This is a genomic window from Pseudomonas koreensis (assembly GCF_024169245.1).
Classification (GTDB): Bacteria; Pseudomonadota; Gammaproteobacteria; order Pseudomonadales; family Pseudomonadaceae; genus Aquipseudomonas; species Aquipseudomonas koreensis_F.
This window is the reverse complement of sequence record NZ_JALJWP010000001.1, coordinates 23,422-47,894: the sequence shown is the minus strand read 5'-3', so window position 1 is coordinate 47,894 and position 24,473 is coordinate 23,422. Positions and strand designations below refer to the sequence as shown.

Annotated in this window: 17 protein-coding genes; 9 read left to right on the top strand and 8 right to left on the bottom strand. The window is 59.7% G+C overall.

The window, feature by feature from the left end:
- The first annotated feature begins 213 nt into the window (after window positions 1-213).
- Both J2Y90_RS00195 and J2Y90_RS00190 read left to right on the top strand, forming a co-directional pair.
- Entirely contained in the window at window positions 214-3,357 is a 3,144-nt protein-coding gene (locus tag J2Y90_RS00195; RefSeq protein WP_253495584.1) for a dermonecrotic toxin domain-containing protein, read from the top strand.
- Window positions 3,358-3,697: 340 nt separating this feature from the next.
- On the top strand, window positions 3,698-5,119 hold the full coding sequence (locus J2Y90_RS00190) for an amino acid permease (protein WP_253495581.1): 1,422 nt from the start codon (window positions 3,698-3,700) through the stop codon (window positions 5,117-5,119).
- A gap of 79 nt (window positions 5,120-5,198) precedes the next feature.
- Here the strand turns inward: J2Y90_RS00190 and J2Y90_RS00185 are convergent, their stop codons facing one another.
- Both J2Y90_RS00185 and J2Y90_RS00180 read right to left on the bottom strand, forming a co-directional pair.
- Entirely contained in the window at window positions 5,199-6,818 is a 1,620-nt protein-coding gene (locus J2Y90_RS00185; protein WP_253495578.1) for an FMN-binding glutamate synthase family protein, read from the bottom strand.
- A gap of 172 nt (window positions 6,819-6,990) precedes the next feature.
- Complete coding sequence (locus J2Y90_RS00180) at window positions 6,991-7,791, bottom strand: helix-turn-helix transcriptional regulator (protein ID WP_253495574.1); 801 nt, start codon at window positions 7,789-7,791, stop codon at window positions 6,991-6,993.
- Between the two features lie 125 nt (window positions 7,792-7,916).
- On the opposite strand from J2Y90_RS00180, the gene J2Y90_RS00175 reads away from it, so the two are divergent.
- Both J2Y90_RS00175 and J2Y90_RS00170 read left to right on the top strand, forming a co-directional pair.
- Entirely contained in the window at window positions 7,917-8,735 is an 819-nt protein-coding gene (locus J2Y90_RS00175) for a carbon-nitrogen hydrolase family protein (protein ID WP_253495571.1), read from the top strand.
- Between the two features lie 286 nt (window positions 8,736-9,021).
- Entirely contained in the window at window positions 9,022-10,347 is a 1,326-nt protein-coding gene (locus tag J2Y90_RS00170) for an APC family permease (RefSeq protein ID WP_253495567.1), read from the top strand.
- Window positions 10,348-10,354: 7 nt separating this feature from the next.
- On the opposite strand, the gene J2Y90_RS00165 is transcribed toward J2Y90_RS00170, so the two are convergent.
- From J2Y90_RS00165 to J2Y90_RS00145, 5 genes are read right to left on the bottom strand one after another with little or no spacing between them, the layout of a single operon-like run.
- A complete protein-coding gene (locus J2Y90_RS00165; protein WP_253495564.1) occupies window positions 10,355-11,758 on the bottom strand; it encodes an ATP-binding protein in 1,404 nt (467 codons plus the stop codon).
- Complete coding sequence (locus J2Y90_RS00160) at window positions 11,755-13,569, bottom strand: DAHL domain-containing protein (protein WP_253495561.1); 1,815 nt, start codon at window positions 13,567-13,569, stop codon at window positions 11,755-11,757. Before J2Y90_RS00160 ends, J2Y90_RS00165 begins: the two co-directional genes overlap by 4 nt.
- Window positions 13,566-14,519 carry a cytochrome-c peroxidase gene (locus J2Y90_RS00155; RefSeq protein ID WP_253495557.1) on the bottom strand — a complete coding sequence of 318 codons (954 nt, stop codon included), beginning with the start codon at window positions 14,517-14,519 and terminating at the stop codon, window positions 13,566-13,568. Before J2Y90_RS00155 ends, J2Y90_RS00160 begins: the two co-directional genes overlap by 4 nt.
- Window positions 14,520-14,562: 43 nt before the next feature.
- On the bottom strand, window positions 14,563-16,434 hold the full coding sequence (locus tag J2Y90_RS00150; protein WP_253495554.1) for a putative bifunctional diguanylate cyclase/phosphodiesterase: 1,872 nt from the start codon (window positions 16,432-16,434) through the stop codon (window positions 14,563-14,565).
- Window positions 16,431-18,689, bottom strand: coding sequence for a GGDEF/EAL domain-containing response regulator (locus J2Y90_RS00145; protein ID WP_253495551.1), 2,259 nt, complete (start codon window positions 18,687-18,689; stop codon window positions 16,431-16,433). The genes J2Y90_RS00150 and J2Y90_RS00145 overlap by 4 nt, the downstream gene beginning before the upstream one ends.
- 250 nt (window positions 18,690-18,939) lie before the next feature.
- Between J2Y90_RS00145 and J2Y90_RS00140 the strand changes: the two genes are divergently transcribed.
- The 4 genes from J2Y90_RS00140 to J2Y90_RS00125 all read left to right on the top strand — a co-directional run bounded on the left by J2Y90_RS00140 (window position 18,940) and on the right by J2Y90_RS00125 (window position 21,972).
- Complete coding sequence (locus J2Y90_RS00140) at window positions 18,940-20,301, top strand: HD domain-containing phosphohydrolase (protein ID WP_253495548.1); 1,362 nt, start codon at window positions 18,940-18,942, stop codon at window positions 20,299-20,301.
- 66 nt (window positions 20,302-20,367) lie between these two features.
- A complete protein-coding gene (locus J2Y90_RS00135) occupies window positions 20,368-20,802 on the top strand; it encodes an NUDIX hydrolase (RefSeq protein ID WP_253495545.1) in 435 nt (144 codons plus the stop codon).
- Between the two features lie 23 nt (window positions 20,803-20,825).
- Window positions 20,826-21,464, top strand: a complete 639-nt coding sequence (locus J2Y90_RS00130) for a LysE family translocator (protein ID WP_253495542.1) — start codon at window positions 20,826-20,828, stop codon at window positions 21,462-21,464.
- Between the two features lies 1 nt (window position 21,465).
- Window positions 21,466-21,972, top strand: coding sequence for a GNAT family N-acetyltransferase (locus J2Y90_RS00125; RefSeq protein WP_253495539.1), 507 nt, complete (start codon window positions 21,466-21,468; stop codon window positions 21,970-21,972).
- A gap of 83 nt (window positions 21,973-22,055) precedes the next feature.
- Here the strand turns inward: J2Y90_RS00125 and metR are convergent, their stop codons facing one another.
- Window positions 22,056-22,973 (bottom strand): transcriptional regulator MetR, encoded by a 918-nt coding sequence (gene metR / locus J2Y90_RS00120; RefSeq protein WP_253495535.1) that lies wholly within the window; start codon window positions 22,971-22,973, stop codon window positions 22,056-22,058.
- A gap of 215 nt (window positions 22,974-23,188) precedes the next feature.
- On the opposite strand from metR, the gene J2Y90_RS00115 reads away from it, so the two are divergent.
- Window positions 23,189-24,223, top strand: coding sequence for an alpha/beta fold hydrolase (locus J2Y90_RS00115; protein WP_253495532.1), 1,035 nt, complete (start codon window positions 23,189-23,191; stop codon window positions 24,221-24,223).
- The last annotated feature ends 250 nt before the right edge of the window (window positions 24,224-24,473 follow it).

The window sequence follows — 24,473 nt, the reverse complement described above, 5'->3', positions numbered from 1 at the left end:
CGGCCAGGGGCAGGCCTGGAGGTACGGCACGGAGAATGCGATGCGATGTGGCGTGTTGAAAGACTGCGAATCAAAAGCACACGGGTGTAACGATTTCGTAACGGTTATTTGTATGAATATAAGTTGCTAAAGTTCGGTAGTACTCATCGGCTTCGCCTGTTGAATGTTTTGATGTTAACTCAGGCTTTAATTTTATTTGTCTGGAATGAAGTCATGTTTGAATCTCGTGGTCAGGTTTTCAGCATTGCCGAACATGTCGGTATTGTTAAGGCCGCAACGCCGTCGCCATTGTTGAATATGTCAAAAGAAAACCTTGAGATGTTAAAGACGTTTGATGCCAATGCACCACTGTGGCTAAAGAGTGCGTCGCCGAAACAACGCGAAGAAGCTCAATGGCTGATAGAACAAAGTTTGACCGCGCACACGTTGCTCAATAACGCCATGGCATCGGTGAAAACACCTCATGAATTCGCCGCGCCGTTGCTGGCAATGGCCATCAAAGAAAGGTTTGGCCTCGATCTGGACGTCAATCGGGTGCTTGTGGATTTATCCGGTAAACGCGATTTCCACACCTCGCAAATTCCACCCGCTTCGCTGCTTGACTCCGCCCTGCAAAACCATCCGGCTGAAAAAAAGCCGATGTTCTTTTTCAAGGCGAATTGCTATACGGCAGCATCGGGAGGGGAGGTAGTCGAAGTCGGGCTTGGTGTTCATGAGTTTATCGATCTGTGCAGGTTGCTCGATCTCGGGAAACAGTATCAGGCCCATATGCATACTGAACTTCATTGGGCTGACGGCAGTGCTCGGGACGAGTTGAACAAACGCTTCGTTAACTACCAGAAAACGGCGCTGAGGGCTGCGAGTTATATTGCACTGTGTAAAGGTGATATTCGCCGCGAGCATTTTGAAGCACTGATATCGAGTATTGAAGGGAAGGAACATGTTCATGTCGACGGCAAGACATTGTGGTATCGCAGTTTGAGCTTTAATGAGTTGCCCGTGCACAGCTGCATCATTTTCGAGATCGCCGAGCCGGGCGATGAAAGCATTCTGGACAATCTGCTGCCAACCGTTGACGGTTTTGCCAATAACGATTTCATTGCCTACATTCCCGATGACCCCGATCATCCCGTTAAGCACTACACATCCATGACGGAGCTCAAGGCCCGGTTGATCGAACAGTTCGTGCGTCGCGCTGAAAGTGACTCGCCCAAGGCGCCAACGGCTTATCAACGATTCTTCAGCCGTTTCATGCGTTACAAGGATCGGTCGACGTTCTATTACAGCTTTACCGAAGAGGTTCCGACAGCGTCAGGCAAACCACGGCTATGGGACCATGAAACCCGTCGGCAAAAGCACGATCCCGACTTTCTTCTGCAGCTCAGAGTGCTGGATCCATCAGGTGATCCCTGGGCCCGGCACTATGACGTCTGGACGACATTGCAGCGGGAGTTCAACCAGCGGATTTTCAGCGATGCCCGCGAGGCTGCTGTGTCCAATGCCGATGCCGATGTGCGGGATGAGCAATCCTTGCTCGCGATATTCCTTGAAGTCGGCCTGGCCGCACTGAATGTGCTGTCCTTTGCGGTACCTCCATTGGGATTGGTCATGCTCGGGGTGTCGGCCGTGCAGTTGATGGACGAGGCGCTGGAGGGGCTTGAAGATCTCAGTAAGGGCGACAGGGAAGCCGGTTGGGAACACATCACCGACGTGCTGGAAAACATCGGCATTGGTGTGGCGACGCTGCCGTTGCTGGCCGGCGTTCATTCGGAATTCACGCCGATTGAAATGCCCAGTGGACAGAAGCGATTGTGGAAGCCTGACCTTGCGCCTTACCGAAGCGATGTATCGTTGGCAGACGTGAAGCCTGATCCCCAGAATCAGTTTGCGGTCGGCGCCAGACACTATGTGAAGGTCGAGGACGGCGTCTTCGAGAAAGTCATCGAACCGGCCACCGGGCAAGCGAGAATTCTTCACCCGAACAAACCGCAGGCTTACCAGCCGATTGTTGAACAAGACGGAGCTGGCGAATGGCAACATGCGTTACCCCCTCCTTCGACATCCGTCGAACCGACACCGGCCGGGTTCAGTAACAGGCAGTTTCGTCGCGATGCCGTCAGACCATCCGAAGTCGCTCGCCTCAGCCCGGCAGGCAAAGGGATTTTGCAAAGTGCTGACGGACAGCGTCGTTATATTCGCAATATAGATGAGCGGGGCAAGGTCGCGGTGTACCGCGTCAAGAATGATTTCACCCTGAATGCGGAAGCGGTCGACGTTCTCCTCGTCGATTCGAATTTCGATGAACTGACGCCTCGCAGATACCGGCAAGTGGCGCCGGATCAATGGCAACCGCAGTCGCTGTTCGGCGGCGATATCACCGATGATTTTCATGAGACGGACGTCGTCAGCGGACCGCAGCCGGGTGTCTCTGGCAGGCCGGTCTGGGTGCGTCCACCCTTCCACCGAGAGCAATTGCCCAATGGCCTGTGGGAACCGCGGATCGAGGTCGTGGCGCTCCGGGACGTGCGGCATTTGTCCTACGATTGGGGTGAGTTCAAGTTCGTACCCTATTCCGTCAGGTCGACCAATATCCATGCAGCGCTGTCGGCGCCGGAGTTTGGCAATGTATCGATCAGTGCCGGGCTGTTCAATCCGCAGACGGCGCAGTATTCCGTTGGTACGCATCCGTTCGACATTGCTACGCAAGCCAATTACAAGCTTGGCGGCGGGCAAATGATGTTTTCCATGGAGCGGCTGACACACACCTCAACGTTGCAGAGTGAGTTCAACGCGATCAAGTTCGTCGATCTCGCGGCAGGCGAGCTACCCGGCCAGAACGATACCGTGCACGGATACTGGGCGCCTCAAGGTGGCTATGTGGATATTCCAGTGCATCCGGGATGGGGAGAGCCTGACCATGTTTTCACACCTGCCTTCGGTGGGTGTTCGTGGGTTGTGGATCAAATGAGCGAGAATGTTCTACGCGTGCGCCATGTCGAGGCCGGCAGGGAAGCGGCTCAATACAATGATCTCCCTGCCCATGAGCATGGATGGGGCCTGAGCACGGCTATGGAGTTTCCGGAGTACGGCTTGCTTAACGATGAGCAGGGCAATGCCTACATGATCCTGACGTCATTTGCCTACATGAAATACGACCGGGTTGCGCAGGAGTGGGTACTGCATTATCAGTCTCAGCGCGGCGCACCGGAGATCGCCGCCTATTCCCGAACGGAACCGGGCTGGTTCGAAAGCTCGCCCCGGCTGGTCAAGGTATATTCCGGTGAGAAAGTCATCAGAACGGGAACCAAGCGGGTGACAACAGTTGCGTCCCAAGCGCTGCAAAGCAACGCGGCGTAGCGCCCGACTGCTCAGTTGAAACCGCACGAAGCAAAGACGCTGCACCCTCCTTGTGCAATACTCGCCGCGATTTTTTGGCAGCGAGTTTTCCTACAGTTGCCAGTTGATCGCCTCGGTCAACTGGCATATCCCCGACAACTCCCGCTGAATCTTGTGATTTATAGAGTGAAAAGACCTGCGACAAGGTTTTTATACTGCACGCCCCGCTGATCTTTCAGGCCCGTCCTGCAAGACGCGTCCGCCCACGAAGCCGACGCGGTTTCCTGCCCAGCCAAGGCCTATCGGCCGACGCTTCGAAACCCGGTGGTCATATCCAATAACAAGACGAGGTTGTACCCCTATGCCAGTCGGCAATTCTCTGCCTCACGGCGATACCGCTTCGGGCGGTCCGCTCAAACGCGAACTCGGCGAACGGCATATCCGCCTGATGGCGCTCGGTGCCTGTATCGGCGTCGGTCTGTTTTTAGGCTCGGCCAAGGCCATTGAAATGGCCGGCCCGGCGATCATGCTTTCCTACATTCTTGGCGGTCTGGCGATCCTGGTGATCATGCGCGCCCTCGGCGAAATGGCCGTGCACAACCCGGTGGCCGGTTCGTTCAGCCGCTACGCGCAAGATTATCTCGGGCCGTTGGCCGGTTTCCTCACGGGCTGGAACTACTGGTTTCTGTGGCTGGTGACCTGTGTTGCGGAAATCACCGCCGTGGCGGTGTACATGGGTATCTGGTTCCCCGATGTGCCGCGCTGGATCTGGGCCCTCGCGGCGCTGATCAGCATGGGCTCGATCAACCTGATCGCGGTCAAAGCCTTCGGCGAATTCGAATTCTGGTTCGCCCTGATCAAGATCGTCACCATCATCGCCATGGTGATCGGCGGCGTCGGCATCATTGCCTTCGGTTTCGGCAATGACGGCCTGGCGCTGGGCATTTCCAATCTGTGGGCGCACGGCGGTTTCATGCCCAACGGCGTGACCGGTGTGCTGATGTCGCTGCAAATGGTCATGTTCGCCTACCTCGGCGTCGAGATGATCGGCCTGACCGCCGGTGAAGCGAAGAACCCGCAAAAGACCATTCCGGACGCGATCGGCTCGGTGTTCTGGCGAATTCTGCTGTTCTACGTCGGCGCACTGTTCGTGATTCTGTCGATCTATCCGTGGAATGAAATCGGCACCCAGGGCAGCCCGTTCGTGATGACCTTCGAGCGTCTGGGCATCAAGACCGCCGCCGGCATCATCAACTTCGTGGTGATCACTGCGGCGCTGTCGTCGTGCAACGGCGGCATCTTCAGCACCGGGCGCATGCTCTACAGCCTGGCGCAGAACGGCCAGGCCCCGACCGGTTTCGCCAAGACTTCGAACAACGGTGTGCCGCGTCGTGCGCTGCTGCTGTCGATTGCGGTATTGCTGCTGGGCGTAATGCTCAATTATCTGGTGCCGGAAAAAGTCTTCGTCTGGGTTACCTCGATCGCCACCTTCGGTGCGATCTGGACCTGGGTGATGATCCTGCTGGCGCAACTGAAATTCCGCAAAGGCCTGAGCGCCAGCGAACGTGCCGGCCTCAAGTACAAGATGTGGCTGTACCCGGTCAGCTCGTACTTCGCACTGGCGTTTCTGGTGCTGGTGGTCGGCCTGATGGCGTACTTCCCGGATACCCGCGTGGCGTTGTATGTAGGCCCGGCGTTTCTGCTGTTGCTGACGGTGTTGTTCTACGTGTTCAAGTTGCAGCCGACCCAGGTGTCGCAAGACCCGGTGCGTTCGGTTTCCTGAATTCTGACGCCTGAAAACAACAAAGCCCCGGTCGCGAGATCGGGGCTTTGTTGTCAGTGGTCAACAGTGATTGTCAGTGCTACGCGGCCGCTACTTCCAGCGGCTCAAAACTGTCCGCCCGCGCCATCTGCCACATCCGCGAATAGAACTCGCCATTCACTTCGCCGGTGAGCAATTCCCCCGGTTTCAGAAACACATGCAGCTGCGAAAACAACTTGATCTCGGTCGCCGACATGCGCCGCACCAAGTGCTTGGCCGACAGTTGCGACGGATGCTCGAGCCCGGCTGCCGCGAGCATTTCCGCCAGCGCTTTGAGCGTGCTGCGATGGAAGTTGTAGACGCGCTGGGCCTTGTCCGGCACCACCAGAGCGCGTTGGCGCAGGGCGTCCTGGGTGGCGACGCCGGTCGGGCATTTGTTGGTGTGGCAACTTTGCGACTGGATGCAGCCGATGGCGAACATGAAGCCGCGCGCGGAGTTGGCCCAGTCGGCGCCGATGGCCAGCACGCTGGCGATGTCGAAGGCGCTGACGATCTTGCCGCTGGCGCCGAGTTTGATCTTGTCGCGCAGGTTGAGGCCGACCAGCGTGTTGTGCACAAACAGCAGACCTTCGCGCATCGGCACGCCGATGTGGTCGGTGAACTCGACAGGGGCTGCGCCAGTGCCGCCTTCCTTGCCATCGACGACGATGAAATCGGGAAGGATGCCGGTTTCCAGCATGGCCTTGGCAATGCCCATGAATTCCCATGGATGTCCGAGACAGAACTTGAAACCCACCGGTTTGCCGCCGGACAGTTCACGCAGTTGCTGGATGAACTGCATCATTTCAATCGGTGTGGAAAACGCACTGTGGCGCGATGGCGAGACGCAGTCCTCGCCCATCAGGATGCCACGGGTTTCGGCGATTTCCCGGGTGACCTTGTGCTTGGGCAGGATGCCGCCGTGGCCGGGTTTGGCGCCTTGGCTCATCTTGATTTCGATCATGCGCACCTGCGGGTTCTGTGCCTGCGCGGCGAAACGCTCCGGGTCGAAACGGCCATCGCTGGTGCGGCAGCCGAAGTAGCCGCTGCCCAATTCCCACGTCAGGTCGCCGCCGTGCTCGCGGTGATATGGGCTGATGCTGCCTTCACCGGTGTCGTGGGCGAAGTTGCCGAGTTTCGCGCCCTGGTTCAAGGCGCGGATGGCGTTGGCACTGAGCGAGCCGAAGCTCATCGCCGAAATATTGAAGATCGACGCCGAGTACGGCTGCGTGCACTGCGGGCCGCCGACAGTGACGCGGAAACCGTTCGGATCGCTCAACGGCGCCGGACGCATCGAATGGCCGATGAATTCGAAGCCGGACTGATAGACGTCGATCAACGTGCCGAACGGTTTGTCGGCGGTCTCGTTTTTCGCTCGCGAGTACACCAGCGAACGCTGCGCGCGGGAGAAGGGCAGGGCGTCGCTGTCGGACTCGAGCAGATACTGGCGAATCTCCGGGCGGATGCCTTCGACCAGATAACGGATATTGCCCAGAATCGGGTAATTGCGGCGCACCGCGTGGCGCGTCTGCAACAGGTCGAAGATCCCGAGCAGGCTCAGCACGCCAGTGACGGCGGTGATCGGCCACAGCCAGTCATGTTCGAGGAAAGGCAGGCTGGCGAGGGTGAAAATCACACAGGCGGCAAAGAAGGCGTAGCGGCTCAGCAGCGACAGGCTCATACGGTTTCCCTGGTTCGGACTCGGAATATTCATCGAAGATTTAGGGATGAACACCATTCCCCTGTAGGAGTGAGCCTGCTCGCGATAGCGGTATATCAGCTGCAAACGATTTCACTGACCCGACGCCATCGCGAGCAGGCTCACTCCTACATAAAGCAATTTCATCAAGCGTTCAGGCGTTCTGCGCCTGCAAAAAAATCGAAAACAGCTCGGACTGGGATTTGATCCCCAGCTTGCTGTACATGTGTTTCTTATGGACTTTCACGGTTTCCACGGAGATTTCCAGCTTACGGGCGATTTCTTTGCTGGAGCAACCGCTGAGCATCAAACGCCCGACATCCAGTTCCCGCGCGGTCAGTTGGGCGCCCTTGAGCTGTTGCACCGACGCTTCCAGTTGCACGCGCCAGTCGGCCTGCGCCGGTGCGGCGGCGAGGGCGACGGTTTCGTTGATCTCGTACGGCAAGCGCTGGCGCAGCAGACCCAGTACCCACGGCTGAATCAATGACAGCAAAGCAATCTGCTCACCAGTGAAACGTTTTTCACTGCCCAGCGACAGGCACAGCGTGCGCTCCCCTTCGAGCTGGCAATTGAACTGGATTTCGTCCGCCACCACATTCAGACGAAAGTATCGCTGGTAATACTCGGTCAGCTCGAAATGCTCCGGCGCGACTTCCGAGAGGCGATAGAGCCCGGTTCGCGACTGCTCGCGGCAGGCGATGTAGAACGGATCGAGCAAGTACAGACCACGCAGATAATCCTGGAACAATGGGTCCGGGCTACCGTCCTCACCCGGGCATTCGGCGAAGACTTGCGGATGCTGTTCGGCGCTGAACAGCAGCACGACCCAGCTATCGAACGTCACGTACTGCTCGAGCAGACGCACCAGTTGCGCCCAGAAATTCGGCTTGTCCAGCGCGTCGATCAGTTGCCCGACAGCGCGGTGCCAAGTGATGTCATTCAACGAAAGTGTCATCGATCTACCCCTATCGGGTTACCCCGGCCGCGTGATTCCCTGGCCGGTTGCTTGCTGCGCATACTGGCCCACAGACAGGCACCGGGCAATCTTTCCAGGCTCGGCGCTCACAACAAGGAATTCTCATGAAAGTCGAACTCGCCCAACTGGCGGGCCGTGACAATGACACGGCTTACAACCTCCAGCGCGCACTGACGGCGATTGCTGCCTGCGCGGCCGACACGCAAATGATCGTGTTCCCGGAAACCCACCTGATGGGCTTTCCCAATGCCGAAACCGTGGCGCGAATCGCCGAACCGCTCGACGGCCCGACCGTCAGCGCCGTGTGCGCGGCGGCGCGTGAGCGCAACATCGCAGTGGTCATCGGCATGGCCGAAAACGACAACGGCCGCTTCTACAACACCACGCTGCTGATCACCCCAGAAGGCATTGCCCTGAAATACCGCAAGACTCATCTGTGGGCGTCGGATCGCGGCGTGTTCGAGGCCGGCGACCGCTATGCCACTTGTGTGTGGAACGGCGTGCGCGTCGGGCTGTTGATCTGCTACGACATCGAGTTCCCGGAAACTGCCCGCGCCCTGGCGCAACTGGGCGTGGAATTGCTCATCGTCACCAACGGCAACATGGACCCGTACGGCCCGACCCACCGCACCGCGATCATGGCCCGCGCCCAGGAAAACCAAGCGTTTGCGCTGATGGTCAATCGCGTTGATGCAGGGGATGACGGCCTGGTGTTTGCCGGCGGCAGTGCGCTGGTCGATCCGCTGGGGGCGCTGCTGTTCGAGGCTGGGCGCGAAGAAGGGCAGTTCAGGGTCGAGCTGGATTTCACGCAACTGGAGATCGCGCGCAAGGATTACCGCTATCTGGATGATCAGCGTCTGAAGTTGCCGGGAGAGGTGGTGGAGCAGGCTTGCGGTGTTCGCGAGTTGTTGATTCCACACTGATAACCACTGCCCTCACCCTAGCCCTCTCCCGGAGGGAGAGGGGACTGACCGAGGTGTACTTTCGAGATACATCGACCTGAGATGCCGAGTCGAACTCAGGTATCGAAATCCACACAGATCGGCTCCCTTTCCCCCTCGCCCCCTTGGGGGAGAGGGCTGGGGTGAGGGGGGAAAGATCTCAAGCCGAACCACGATGCAAGCCACACACAACAACAAAACAGACCCGAAAAATTTTCGCCGAATCCGGCTCTGCCATAAATCCAATAACATTCGGAGTAAGTCGCCCATGGCTCGTTTGCAACGCACCCTTTCGCTAGGGTCGGTGGTGCTGTTCGGCATCGCCTACATGACGCCGATCATTGTCCTCGGCACCTTCGGCATCCTCGCCCAAACCACCGCTGGGATGGTGCCTGCGGCTTATCTGGCGGCGCTGGTGGCGATGTTCTTCACCGCCATGAGTTACGGGCGCATGGCCGCCGCGTTCCCTGTCGCGGGCTCGGCTTACAGCTACGTGCGCAAGGCGATCAGCCCCAAACTCGGCTTTATCGCCGGTTGGGCGGTGTTGCTCGATTATCTGTTTCTGCCCATGGCCATCTGGTTGATCGGCGCGGCTTACCTGACGTCGGCCTTCCCATCGATCCCGCAATGGATCTGGGTGCTCGCGTTCATCGGTATCACCAGTGCGATCAACATCATCGGCCTGAAACTGGCCAACGGCATCAACGCCTTGCTGATGCTGGTGCAGTTCCTCGTGCTGATCGCCTTCGTTGCGCTGTGCGTGCACTACATCGGTGGCGATGCGGGTACGCCGTTGTGGTCGATCAAGCCGTTTTTCAACGGCGACATGCAGCTGCCGCTGATCATGAGCGGCGCGGCGATCGCTTGCTATTCGTTCCTCGGCTTCGACGCAGTCAGCACCCTGACCGAAGAAACCCGCGATCCACGCCGCACCATTCCCCGGGCGATCATGCTGATCACCTTGATCGGCGGCCTGATCTTCGTCGGCGTCTCGTACTTCGTGCAGATCGCTCATCCGTCGTTCCATTTCGACAGCGTCGACTCGGCTGCTTATGAAATCGCGCGCAACATCGGTGGTGATCTGTTCGTCTCGATCTTCCTGATCGGCCTGATCGTCGGCCAGTTCGCCTCGGGACTGTCGGCCCAGGCCAGCGGTTCGCGACTGTTGTTCGCCATGGGCCGCGACGGCGTCTTGCCCAAGTCCTTCTTCGGCACGTTGCACGCGCGCTTCGGCACACCGGTCAACAGCATCCTGCTCTGCGCCGTGGTGGCCTTGCTGGCGCTGAAACTCGACGTCACCACCTCGACCTCGTTCATCAACTTCGGCGCGTTCCTGGCATTCAGTCTGGTGAATCTGTCGGTGATCTTCCATTACTGGATCGGCGGCGAGAAAAAGGGCCTGCGCGAGTTGTTGCTGTTTCTGATCTTCCCCTTCATCGGGCTGGTGGCTGATTTGTGGCTGATGGTCAGCCTTGATCATCTGGCGGTGTATCTGGGCCTGAGCTGGCTGGCGATTGGCGTGGTGTATCTGGCGGTGCTGACGGGCGGCTTCCGTCGCCAGCCACCGGAGATGGATTTTCAGGAAGCCGCCTGAGACGGCTTCACGCAGCGGGCCGACTCTGACGCATCGGCAACTCGACGCGAAAGGTCGTGCCCACGCCCGGCTCGCTGCGTACCGAGATTTCTCCTCCGTGTTTTTTAACGATGCCGTAAGACAGGGACAGGCCAAGCCCGGTGCCCTGGCCGACCGGTTTGGTGGTGAAAAACGGATCGAAGATTTTCTGCAGGATATCCGGCGCAATCCCCGCGCCGGTATCGGCAACCTCCACCCAGGCAGTTTCCTGTTGTTGCCCGATGCGCAAGGTGATGGTGCCGCGTTCGGGCCCCATGGCCTGAGCCGCATTGACCACCAGGTTCATGATCACCTGATTGATTTGTGACGGCAGACACTCGATATCCGGCAAGGGCTGATATTCCTTGATCAGGTCGGCCTTGTACTTCAGCTCGCTGGCGACAATGTTCAGGGTCGACTCTATGCCTTGTTGCAGATTGGCCCACTGCCATTGCTGGTTGGTATCGACCCGGGAGAAATCCTTCAGGTCCTTGACGATCTGCCCGACCCGGCCGATGCCTTCCTTGGACTCGCGGATCAGCACCGGAATGTCTTCGAGGAGAAAGTCCAGATCGACGTCTTGGCGCAACTGCTCAAGCCGCGCCACGGACTCGCTGTCTGGCGTGGGCCCGAGCGTTTGCCAGGCATCGAGTACGCTCAGCAATTGTTTGAAGTAGCCGTCGAGGGTGCCGAGATTGGAGGAGATGAAGCCGATCGGATTATTGATTTCATGGGCCACGCCGGCCGCCAGTTGGCCCAGTGAAGCGAGTTTTTCCGACTGCACCAACTGACTTTCCAGTTGCTTGCGCTCATCGATTTCCCGTTGCAGTTCTTCGCTGGCCTGCTTGAACTGGGCGGTGCGCTGATCGACCAGGTGTTCCAGATGATGCATCTGCAATGATGCACGTTCGGTCATCTGCCATTTGGTCAGCAGGGTGTTGGCCATCTGCTGCACTTCGATGTTGTCGAACGGTTTTTTCAGAATCAGCAAGCGGTCATGCGCCTGCAGGCGTTCCAGCAGTTCATCCCAGGAATAATCCGAGTAGGCGGTACAGACCACTACCTGCAACTGCGGATCGTGCTGCCAGAGATGTTCGATGGTTTTCGCGCCGTCCCAGCCATCGGGCATGCGCATGTCGACGAAGGCCAGCGCGTAGGGGCGTTGCTCTTTCAGCGCCTGCATCAGTTTGCCCAGGCCTTCTTCGCCGCCATAGGCTGAATCGAGCTCGAACAGCGGGCGCCGGGGGCGGGTCTGGGCACCGAACAGGGCGGCCTCCATCTCGTCCAGTTCCACTGACTGCGCCGCTGGCGGCGCAAGAATCTTGCGGAAGTCTTCGTGAATCGACGGCATGTCGTCGATCAGCAGAATGCGGCGGTTCGACAGTTCGCTCATGCGTGCTCCGTTACGGTAATCAGCGGTATCTGCAGGGTGAACAACGCACCTTTGCCCGGGCCGTCACTGTGCGCGGTGAGGCGCCCGTTCATTTCGATCGCGGCCAGGGCACAACTGTGCAGGCCGAACCCGTGGCCTTCCTTGCGGGTGGTAAAACCGTGAGCAAAGATCCGTGTCATGTTCTCCGGTGCGATGCCTTCGCCATCGTCCTTGACGCTGATTTCGAGGAAGCCGTCATCGACGATTTTTACTGCCAGGGTCATGGTGCGTGGGCGGTTGCTGAGGTCGGACATGGCGTATTTGGCGTTGCTGATGAGGTTGATCAGGATCAGCAGCAAGCGGTGTTTGTCGCCCATCACCTGCGGCACATCCGCATATTCCCTGACCACCGTGACGTGGTGCCGGGTCAGGGCACCGGCGTTCATGCGCAACGCGTCTTCGAGCAACTCGTTGATCAACAGCGGCTCGGTCATGCTGCTGGCGCCAGCGTAGGACTGCTGGGTGGCGACGATGTCCTTGATGTGATCGACGCTCTTGTTCATCTGGTTCAGTTCGTCGAGCATTTCCTGCTGCTCCTGGGCAATGGCGACCACCAATTGGTTGAGGTAGCCGGGGAGCAATTTGCCTTTGGCGTCTTCGCTGAGGAAGGCGCCGAGGTCATGCGGGTGTTCGTTGATCATTTGCATGGCCTTGCCCAGACCCTGGGATTTGCTGCTGCGCAGCTTGCGTGTGATCAGGTCGCTGGAGATGTTCACGCTGTTGAGTACGTTGCCGACGTTGTGCAGCACGTTGGTGGCGATTTCCGCCATGCCGGCCTGACGTGCCGCGCCGAGCAGTTCGCTTTGCGCGTCCCTGAGTTCCCGGGTGCGCTCCTCGACCCGTTGCTCCAGTACATCGTTGGCCGTTTGCAGGGCACTGTTTACCCGGTTGATCTCGGCGAAACTGCCAATCAGGCGGATGGCCAGCCACACCAGCGACAACACCAACAGCACCGAAAACAATAACAGGTAGACGTGGTACTGCCGGTCGACCTGATCGGCGCGCTGCTGATCGTGGTCGAGCATGGTGGTGATGACGTCCAGGCGTTCGGCCACTGGAATGGTTTCGATGCTCTCGAGTAACTGGTTGACCCGTGGCTGTTCGCGAGCAATCAGGGCGATGTGGTTGCTCAGGATCCTGATCGGCGTTTCAAATGCCGGTGGCAGGCGTTCGGCGTTCACCTTCAGTTTGTTCAGGCCGACCTCGATGTCGGCGGCCCTGTCGTCGGAGGTGACCTGGGCGAATTCCAGGGCGCTGAGCAGCAAGTCGTAGGTATCGGTGATGATGTTTTGCAGCTGCAATTTATCGAAGTCCGACAGGCTGGCCAGCTGTTGCAGGATGTCGTCTTCAGCCGTGGGCAGAAAGGCCAGGGAGTTGCGCAACAGCGCATTCTGCGATTTGAACTGTTCGACCAGACGGGTCTTTTCCTGCATCGCTTGGCGGAAGTTCTCGTGGGCGTCGTTCCATTGCGCCGAGTCTTTGCGTCCATGCCCGGACTCTATCGCGTCGAAGCGCTCCCACAGCCGGTTCATCTCGTTCATCGGCGACACCAGCGGATCGTAGTTGTGGGTGAGCGCGACCCTGGCCTTGAGGACCTCGTTTTCCCACAGCGAGTTCTGCTGCTTGATCTGCCGGATCAGATCCCGCGACTCGGTGTACGTCATGTTCTGGTCGGAGCTGGACTTGAAGTAGAGAAACAGCAGGATCGAGGCCAGGGCCATGGCGACCAGCGTGAGCAACAGCAGACTGCGCCGACGGGAGATGTTGATCATAGTGAGCCCGCCCATTGGCCGGTGAGGGTCTTGAGAAACAGAATGATCAGTCGTTTGTCCTCTTCGCTTGGCATGCGCCCCAACTGGTACTGGAACATCACATCCACCGCCCGCTCGAGGGTGGGCGCCGAGCCATCGTGAAAATACGGTGCGGTGATCGCGACATTGCGCAGGCTCGGCACCCTGAATACGGCCCGATCCGCTTCATCGCCGGTGACATTGAAGCGGCCCTGATCGGCCACGGTGGGGTTGCCGCGATCGGCGAGGTAATCGCCGAACACGCCGAATTTCTGGAACATGTTGCCGCCGATGTTCACCCCTTGATGGCAGGCAATGCAGCCGTACTCCTTGAAGCGCTGATAACCGTACTTTTCCTCCAGGGTGAGGATGTCGGTGTTGCCCAGCAGGTATTGATCGAAACGTGAGTCGGGCGTCAGCAGGGTGCGTTCGAAGCTGGCCAGCGCCTGCTGGACATTGGCTCTGGTCACACCGTCCGGGAAGAGGGCGGCGAAGTCGCGGCGATAGTCGGGGTTTTGGCCGAGCCGCTCGATGACCGTGTTCCAGTTGCTGCCCATTTCATGGGGGCTGGTGATGACGACGTTGCTTTGTTCTTCCAGGGTTTCGACGCGGCCATCCCAGAACTGGCGAAAGTTGAGGACAGCGTTGAACACCGTCGGCGTGTTGAACGCTACCGGTCTGCCGTCGAAGCCCAGAGACAAGGCGCGGCTGTCGGCACCGTTCTTGTCCAGTTGGTGACAGCTGGCGCAGGACAGCGTGTTGTTGATCGATAACCGTGGCTCGTGGAATAACCGCCGACCGAGTTCCACGTGCCGGGCGTCCTGCTGCGCAGCCGCGGGCAACGGTTTGAGCGGCTCGTCCAGCGGCTCGGCAGCGGCCCCGGCACACAATCCGCACAGCAGCAACGTCATGGCGTGGTGGTAAAGGCTCATTGGCAATCGTCTCCCTGACTCAAGGCCGGTTTCAAAGTGTTCATCAGATCGCCCACGGCGCGGGTTGCGTGCCGGCCAGCAAGCGTGCGAACGCGTCGGCTGGCAGGGCTTTGCTGAAAAAGTGCCCTTGGCCTTCTTCGCAGTGATGGGCCTTGAGAAAGGCCAGTTGTTCGGCGGTTTCGATGCCCTCGGCGATAACGTTCAGCCCAAGACTCTTGCCCAGGTTGATGATCGCGCTCACCAGCGCGGCATCGTTGCGGTCGTTGCACAGGTTGCGAATGAAAGATTGGTCGATCTTCAGCACGTCGATGGGAAACCGCCTCAGGTAGCTCAGGCTGGAATAGCCGGTGCCGAAGTCATCGATCGCCAGGCGCGTGCCCAGCACTTTCAGGCGATTGAGCGCCGTCATCGTCGCCTCGACGTTTTGCATCAGTACGCCTTCGGTGATTTCCAGCTCCAGCCACTCGGGCGCCAGTCCTGTCTGCTCGAGTACGTGCTCGATGCCTGCGACGAAGTCACGCTGGCGAAAATCGATGGGCGAGGTGTTCACCGACATGCGGATCGGTGGCAGCCCGGCCACTTGCCAGGCGCGGGTCTGACGACAGGCTTCGGCCAGTACCCATTTGCTCAGCGGTACGATCAGGCCGCTGTCCTCGGCCACCGGGATGAAGTCCGCCGGGTAGACCCAGCCATGCCCCGGTTTCTGCCAGCGCACCAGGGCTTCGGCACCCACCACTCTGGCACTGCGCAGGTCGATCTTGGGCTGATAGTGCAGAACCAGTTCGTGGTTTTGCAGAGCGCGGCGAATCCCTGACTCGATGCTCTGCTGTTCGCGGGCGTGCTGGTTCATGGCCTCGATAAAGAAGCCGATGTTGTCGGGCCCCTGTTCCTTGACGTTGCGCATCGCGGTCTCGGCTTTCTTGATCAGTTCGATGGCCTCGAGACCGTCATCAGGGTAGACGCTGATGCCCAGGCTGGCGGTGACGCTGACATCATGGCCGGCAATCGTCTGCGGCAGGCGAATGGCGGCGAGGAGTTTCTCCGCGATGCCGCGGGTTTGCAGGGGATGGTTGATGTCGCCGAGGATCACGACGAACTCGTCGGAGCCGTAGCGAAACACCGAGTCCGAATCACGCACGCAGGCCAACAGTTGCCGGGCGGTCTGTTTGAGTATGTCGTCACCCGCCGGATGGCCCAGCGCATTGTTTATGCGCTTGAAACGATCCAGACCAAGGAACATCACCACCAGTTGCCTGTCATGGCGCCGGCAGACAGCCATGGCCTGGCTCAGGCGATCGCCCAGCAAGGTGCTGTTGGGCAGTTCCGTCAGGCTGTCGTATTGCAGCAGGTGCGAAACCTTGAGCAGTTCGTGAACCCGCGCCTCGATGGTCCGCTCAAGGCTGAGCATCTTCAGCGCTGCGTCCTGCGCCAGCTGCCACTTCCAGGTCAGGGCGTTGGCCATCTGGCGGATTTCCAGGCTGTCGAACGGTTTTTTCAGGATCAGCAACTGGTCGCCGAACTCCAGCCGTTCGGCCATCGCCTCCCAGCTGTAGTCGCTGTACGCCGTGCACAAGGCGATTTGCAGGTTCGGATCGACCAGCCACAGTTGCTCGATGGTTTCCAGGCCGTCCCAGCCGGGCGGCATGCGCATGTCGATGAAGGCAAGCGCATAGGGGGTGCCGTTGGCCAATGCTCGTTTGACCAGTGCGAGCGCTTCCTGGCCCTGATAGGCGGAGTCGATCTGGAAGCTCGGGTGCGGCGCCTGATGGGTGCCGAACAAGGTCTGTTCCAGTTGCTGCAGATCGCCGGTGTCCGCAACCTGCGGCGCGAGGATCTTGCGAAAGTCCTCATGGATCGCCGGCGTGTCGTCGATGACCAGAATGCGCCGGTTGGTCTGCGGAAAAGGCGTTTTCATGCCTCGTCCTCCTTCGGCGCCCGACGGCAACTTTCCTTGAGCAAACGCCCGGCCTGCTCGGCGCTGACCGCCGCGCTGAAATACCGCCCGCGGGCGCTGGGCAGCGGGGGCGCGGCGACGGTCGCGCAAGGCAGGTCCGGCGACGGTTGGCCATCAGCGATGATGCCGATGTCCAGGTCCCGGGCGAAGTTGACGATGGCACGCAGGGCGTTGGCGCCGGCGACATCGTGGGCGGCACTGTCGACGAAGCTCTGGGCCAGTTTGAGGTGATTGACCCGGTAGGTTTTCAGGTAGTCGAACGAGGAGTATTCGGTGCCGAAATCATCGATGGCGATGGTCACACCCAGTTCACGCAGGCGCGGCAACGCATCGTTGTGCGTCCATTTGGTCTGGGCCAGCGTGGCCTCGGTAACATCGAAGCGCAGGTCCCAGGGGGCGAGTTCCCAGCGGGCGGTGGTGCGCAGCACGTCGTAGATGAGTTCCGGACCGCTCTTGAGTTGCGCCAGCGAAAGTTTAATCGCCATCACCGGCGGTGCGACCCCTTCGTTACGCCACAGATGCATCTGCTGGCAGGCGTGATTCAGCACCCAGCGTCCGAGCGGAATGATCGCGCCGGTTTTCTCCGCGATCGGCACGAAATCGCAGGCCGGCAACAGGCCGAGGCGCGGATGCTGCCAGAGGATCTGCGCCTCCATGCCCAGAATCCGGCCGCTGTGCTGATCAACTTCCGGTGCATAACGCAACATCAGTTCATGGTTCTCGAGGGCTGTCATCAATTCGCTGATCAGGGTCATGCGATCCGCCATTTCCCGGGAGATTGCCTCGGAATGGAAGTGATACTGGTTGCGGCCCATTTCCTTGGCCCGATACAGCGCCATATCGGCCTGCCCGAGCAGGCTGTCGGCATCGAGGCTCAGATCGTTGTAACTGCTGATACCGATGCTCACCGAAATGTGCAGCGCATTGCCGGCCAGGTTGTAGGGCGCGAGCAACGTGTCGCGGATATTGGCGGCCATCGCGGCCGATTGGGTCGGGTCACTGACGTCCAGTTGCAGGATCGCGAATTCGTCACCGCCCAGGCGCGCCACCACGTCGTTTTCCCGCACGCCGGATTTGATGCGCCGGGCGACTTCCTGCAGCAGCAGATCGCCCACCGGGTGACCCAGGGTGTCATTGATCCGCTTGAAGTGGTCCAGATCCAGATAAAACACCGCAAACGGCATGGCGCCCCGGCGCGCGGCAGCGAATGCCTGATGCAGGCGTTCGATCAGGGTGGCGCGGTTGGCCAGGCCCGTCAGGCCATCGGAGCGGGCCAGCAAGGCCAGTTTGTCCTCGGCCAGACGACGTTCGGTGATGTCGAGGATGATGCCTTCGACCTCCAATAGTCGGCCGTCATGATCGCGCACCGGGATGTAGCGGTTTTCCACCCAGCGCCAGGTGCCCTGGCCGGTGCGCATGCGAAATTCTATGGAAGCGCCCGATGCATGCCGATCCATAACCCGGGCCATGGCTGCGTCGACGCTGGCGTGATCGTCCGGGTGAATCAGCACCTGCGCCCAGTCTGGCGAGCCCACCAGATCGGCGGCGACATGGCCGTAGCGGGTAATGTTGTGGGAGATATACATCAACGCGAACGAGGGATCACCGCGCAAGCGGTACAGGATGGTCGGGCTGTTCTGCACAATGATGTTGGCGTCGGACAGCTCGCGGGTGCGCTCCTGGACTGCATTTTCCAGCAGGTTCATCTTCAGTTCGGCGTCTTCGGTCATTTGCCATTTGACCGTGAGGGCGCTGGCCATCTGCCGGATCTCGATCGCGTCGAAGGGTTTTTTCAGAATCAGCAACCGGTCATTCAGCTCCAGACGCCGGTCGATTTCTTCCCAGGAATAATCGGAATAGGCCGTGCACAGCGCAACTTGCAATCGGGGATCGACTTGCCACAGCCGTTCGATGGTTTCCAGGCCATCCCAGCCCGGTGGCATGCGCATGTCGATGAACGCCATCGCATAGGGGCGGTTTTCTGCCAGCGCGGCTTCGACTCTGTCGAGGGCTTCGCGGCCCTGGAAGGCCGAATCGAGTTCGAACTGCTGGGATTGTCTGGCGGACGGAGTGCCGAACAACAAATTCTCGGTTTCGCCCAGACCCTCGTCGTCCAGGATGACCGGACTGAGAATCTTGGCGAAATCGCCATGGATCGCCGGACTGTCGTCGACGATCAGCACACGACGATTGATGTGCGCGGTTGGCCGGTTCATGTCGTGCCTGCCAGAGGCTGGCATGCTGTTGTCATCCTGGGCATCCTTTTCCTTCGCCAATTGCCAGTTCCAGAGCCACGGTGTCCTGCGCTGTACTGAGCATAGTCGTCTACTCGGTACTACGCTTTCAGGCCCGCAGGAAGATTTGCGTGAAATCAGGCAGAAATCATCTAGCCTTGGACACAGGCACGGACTTGCGAGGTGTTTGTTCGGTGTGCCGTTAACCCTGTTTTCGTTTTGAGGCCATGCCATGGAAGAGCAATCCGCCCCGATGCCGGGGCATCGACCCACGGTGCTGTTGGTTGATGACGAGGAATCGATCCTCAACAGCCTGCGCCGTCTGTTGCGCGGCCAACCCTACGACGTTCTGCTGGCCACCAGCGGCGCCCAGGCGCTGGACATCCTTGCGCAGCAGCCGGTGAATCTGGTGATGAGCGATGCGCGCATGCCGGGCATGGACGGCGCTTCGTTACTGGCCCATGTTCGTCAGCGCTATCCGCAGACTGCGCGGATCATGCTTACCGGCTATGCCGATCCGTCGGCGATCATCAAAGCCATTAACGACGGGCAGATTCACCGTTACATCAGCAAGCCGTGGAATGACGAGGAATTGCTGCTGATCCTGCGTCAGTCTCTCGAACACCAGCATTCCGAGCAGGAGCGCGAGCGGCTGGAGCACTTGACGCGGATGCAGAACGACCAGCTCAAGCAGCTCAACATCACCCTGGAAAAACATGTGGCGGCGCGCACCGCCGAGCTGCAGCAGACCGCCGACATGCTCGATCTGGCGTACGAAGAGCTCAAGCACAGCTATGTCACTGGCACCGAAGTGTTTTCGCTGCTGGCCAATCTGCGTTTGCCGCCTGCCAAACAGACCAACCGGCAGATCATCGAACTGGTGCGCAGCTACTGCAAACAGCATGGCCTGGACGAAGCCAGCAGTCGCGACCTGGCCATGGCTGCGGCGTTGTACAACATCGGCAAGCTGAGCTGGACCGACGCGATGATGACCACGCCTTCGGATCTGCTGCGCCATACCGAGCGCGAGCGTTATCGCGATTATCCGAAGCAGAGCGAATCGTTGCTCATGACGCTGGATCCGATGAAGGACGCGGCGCGTCTGATCCTGCACCATCAGGAGCGCTGGGACGGCAGCGGGTTTCCCGACCGGCTCAAGGGCGAGGGCATTCCATTCGGTTCGCGTCTGCTGAAACTGGCAGTGGATTTCGTCGAGTTGCAGCGCGGTCTGATTCTCGAGCGACAGATGAACAGCGACGAAGCATTGCTTTACCTGCGCCAGTACGCCGGGCGTTTGTACGATCCTGATCTGGTCGAAGATTTCATTCAGGTCTGTGCGGCATTCCTCAGCGACGTCACGCTGGCCGACCCGTCGGTCAAGGTGCTGTCCACCCGGGACCTGGCGGCGGGAATGATTCTGGCGCGCAATCTCAATGCTGATAACGGCATGCTGCTGCTTAACGCCGGCAAGGTTCTCAGTGCGCTGCTGGTGGAAAAACTGATCGCGTTCGAAGCGATGGAAGGCGGCAAGTACAAGATTTTCGTCAAGGTACCGGAGGAGGTTGAAGCCGAGCTCAAGGCTGTGGAGGAATGACCGGCGAGGTGACGGCATAGACGCGGGCATGGGATCCTTGCGGTTTTTCAGGCTGGTGACTGCTCCGTGACTTCCGTATCTGTTGCTCCGACACACCTCATCCATATCGCCGCCGCGCTGCTGCTCAACGCCCAAGGCCAGACCTTGCTGGTGCGCAAGCGTGGCACCACGGCGTTCATGCAACCGGGCGGCAAGATCGAAGCCCATGAGCTGCCGATCCACGCCCTTGCCCGAGAGCTGGAAGAGGAATTGGGGCTTCAGATCAATCCGGCGCAGGCCTCCTTTCTCGGCCAGTTCTCGGCACCTGCCGCCAACGAGCCGGGGTTCGTCGTGCATGCCGACATTTTTCAACTGATGATCGACGCTGACGTTATGCCCGCAGCCGAAATCGAGGAGGTCATCTGGGTCGATCCGGCCACTGATCCGGCGCTTGAACTGGCACCATTGACACGCGAGCACATCCTGCCGTTTTATCGCCGTTCACTGACCGCACTCGCCTGATCATCCTCGCAAAGGACTTTGCCATGATCCCGCTGCCAGACCTGCTGATGTTTGCCGCCGCTGCACTGCTGATGGTGCTGACACCGGGGCCCAACATGATCTATCTCATCTCGCGCTCGATCTGTCAGGGACGCAAGGCCGGGATCACGTCGTTGCTCGGCGTGGTGGCGGGGTTCTTTGTGCATCTGTTTGCGGCGGCGGCCGGTTTGACCGCAGTGTTCCTCGCCGTGCCGATGGCTTATGAAGTGCTGAAATGGGCCGGTGCGCTGTACCTGTTGTGGCTGGCCTGGCAAGCGGTGAAACCCGGCGCGCGCTCGCCGTTCGAAGCGCAGCAATTGCCGGCCGACTCGTCACGCAAGCTGATCACCATGGGCTTTCTCACCAGCGCGCTGAACCCGAAAATCGCCGTGTTCTACCTCTCGGTATTTCCGCAATTCATCACCCCTGAACACGGCTCGGTGTTCACCCAAAGCATCGTGCTCGGCCTGACCCAGATCAGCGTCAGTTTCTGCGTCAATTTGCTGATCGCGCTGTTCGCGGCGGCCATCGCTTCGTGGTTTGTGCGTAACCCGACCTGGCTGGCGTTGCAGCGCTATTTCATGGGCCTGGTCCTTGGCGGCCTCGCGGTGCGGTTGATGCTTGAACAGCGGCGGACCGCCTGAGGTGTGGATCGAACGGCTGGATGCCAGTCATGCCCTGGCTTACCGCGAGCTGATGCTCGAAGCCTACGACCGGCATCCGCAGGCGTTCACCTCCAGCGTGCGCGAACGCGCGGTAATGCCCTTGAGCTGGTGGGAGGGCCGCCTGACCAGCAAGCTCGATGTGGTGCTCGGTGCCTTCGACGGCAGCACGCTCGCCGGCATTGTTGGCCTGGCCTTCGAACCGCGCGAGAAAGCCCGGCACAAGGCAACGCTGTTCGGGATGTACGTATCAGCCGATTTTCGTCAGCACGGTTTGGGTCATGAACTGGTGCAAGCAGCCATTGCCGAAACGCAAAATCATCGCGAACTGAAAGTCATCCAGCTCACTGTTACCGCCGGCAATGACGCTGCTTTCAACCTCTATCAGCGCTGTGGCTTCGTCCAGTTCGGCCTTGAACCACTCGCGGTGCGGGTCGGCGAAGATTATTTCGACAAGATCCACATGTGGCGTGAAGTCCATCCGGCATGAAGATCAAAAGATCGCAGCCTTCGGCAGCTCCTACACGGTTGATGTAGGAGCTGCCGAAGGCTGCGATCTTTTGATTTTGGCGTTCAGCGAACCGCGCTGACACCGTCCAGGGTCGAGAACGAGGTGTCTTTGGCCGTCAGCAGAAAATCACGCATGTACGGTGCATCGAGCATGTCGGTGCGAATCGCTGCATACAGCGTCGCGAACAAGCCTTTTTCCCCAAGCCGTTTACCCTTCACATAACCGCGCGAACTGTATTCGTGCAGCGCCCAGTGCGGCATGCCGCAGACGCCACGTCCGCTGGCGACCAGTTGCATCATCATCACCGTCAGTTCCGAGGTGCGCACTTGCGCCGGCTCGATGTCGGCCGGTTCCAGAAAACGCGTGAAAATGTCGAGGCGGTCGCGTTCCACCGGGTAGGTGATCAGCGTTTCGGTCAACAAGTCTTCCGGGACGATGTACGGCTTGCTCGCCAGTGCATGCTGATTGGCGACCGCGAGCATGGCTTCGTAAGTGAACAGCGGCACGTAAGTGATGCCGGCAATCTCCAGCGGGTCGGAAGTCACCACCAGATCCAGATCTCCACGCGCCAGGGCTGGCAGCGGGGCGAAGGCAAAGCCCGAGGCGAGATCCAGCTCGACCTCCGGCCACGCATCGCGGAATTGGTCGATGGTCGGCATCAGCCACTGGAAGCAACTGTGGCATTCGATGGCCATGTGCAAACGCCCGGCGGTGCCACCGGCCAGACGACTGATATCGCGCTCGGCGGCACGCAGCAAGGGCAGGGTGGCGTCAGCCAGTTGCAGCAGGCGCAAACCGGCGCTGGTGAACCGCACCGGTTTGGTCTTGCGCACGAACAGTTGCATGCCCATGCGCTCTTCAAGTTCTTTGAATTGATGCGACAGGGCTGACTGCGTCAGATGCAGGCGGTCAGCGGCATCGACCAGACTGTCGGCTTCGCGCAGGGCATGCAGGGTTTTCAGGTGACGGATTTCAAGCACCGGCTGGCTCCATGAAGAAAACTTGTGACAATCGCAGGGTGGTTGAGTTTGTCTCATGTTGACCGGGCTGTCGACATCCTCTGACTCACCGCGTGAATTCCCTGAGGGTGACCGCTCGGCACTCTTCATCAAACTGTCACGCAAGTGTGGCAGCGCGATTGAACAAACTTCATCAGACTCGCGCTCTACTGGGGTTCTGCGTTTCGGTGTTTTTCATGTTCAAGCAATTTTTATCAATCGCGGCCGTGCTGGCCGCGCTTTTGTTGGGCCCGGCGGTTTCGGCAGCCGCGCGTTGCGACGTCAATGTGCCGACCGAACGGGTCGATCTGCAACAGGTGAGCATTGCCTATCAAAGCATCGGTCGCGCTCAGGATCCGGCCCTGTTGCTGGTGATGGGCCTGGGCGGGCAGTTGATTCACTGGCCCGACGAAGTGGTGGTTGCGCTGTGTCAGCAGGGCTTTCGGGTGATTCGCTATGACAATCGGGACGTCGGTCTGTCGACCTGGCGGCAGACACCGGTGGAGGCCAACCTGACGTTCGAAGTGCTGCGCTACAAGCTCGGCCTGCCCGTTTCTGCACCGTATAGCCTGACCGACATGGCTGACGACGCGCTGGGTCTGATGGACGCGTTGCACGTCGAGCAATTCCATGTGCTGGGTGCGAGCATGGGCGGGATGATTGCTCAGCACATGGCGGCAATGGCCCCGCAGCGGATCGAGAGCCTTACGCTGATCATGACCACCTCGGGCGCCGAAGGCTTGCCGGCACCGAGTGCGGCGCTGGTGCAGTTGCTGTCGCGGCGTGGTGCGCCCAATCGTCAAGTAGCGCTGGAACAGCAGGCGGATTTGCTGGCCGCGTTGGGCAGTCCGGCAGTCAGCGATGACCGACAGGCGCTGTTGCAGCAGGCGGCGGCGTCCTATGACCGTGCGTTCAACCCCGAAGGCGTGAAGCGGCAGATCATGGCGATCCTTGCCGAGCCTAGCCGTGTCGCCTTGCTCAATCAGTTGCGCGTGCCGACCCTGGTGGTGCATGGCACAGCGGATCCGCTGCTGCCGGTGATGCACGGTGTGCACCTGGCGGCGCACATTCAGGGCAGTCAGCTGAAACTGATTCCGGGATTGGCGCATCGCTTTCAAGAGGCGTTCAAGGAGCCGTTGCTGGCGGCGGTGCTGCCGTATTTGCAGGCGCATCGCGAGGACACTTCGCATTGGGCGCAGGTTGAACCGGTGGCGCAGGGGAATCTGCTTTAGCTGCTGAAGATCAAGAGCCCCTCACCCTGACCCTCTCCCGGAGGGAGAGGGGACTTACCGAGGTGTCTTGCGCTATCCGCCGACCTGAATGACCGGGTCGATTATGAGTTCGGTGAATGCGTTCAAGTTACGCATCCATAATCGACTCGCTTTTTCATCGAATCCATAATCGACTCGGTTTCTCAGGTCGATGTAATTTGAAGCACCCTGCGGTCGGCCCCCTCTCCCTCCGGGAGAGGGCTGGGCGGGC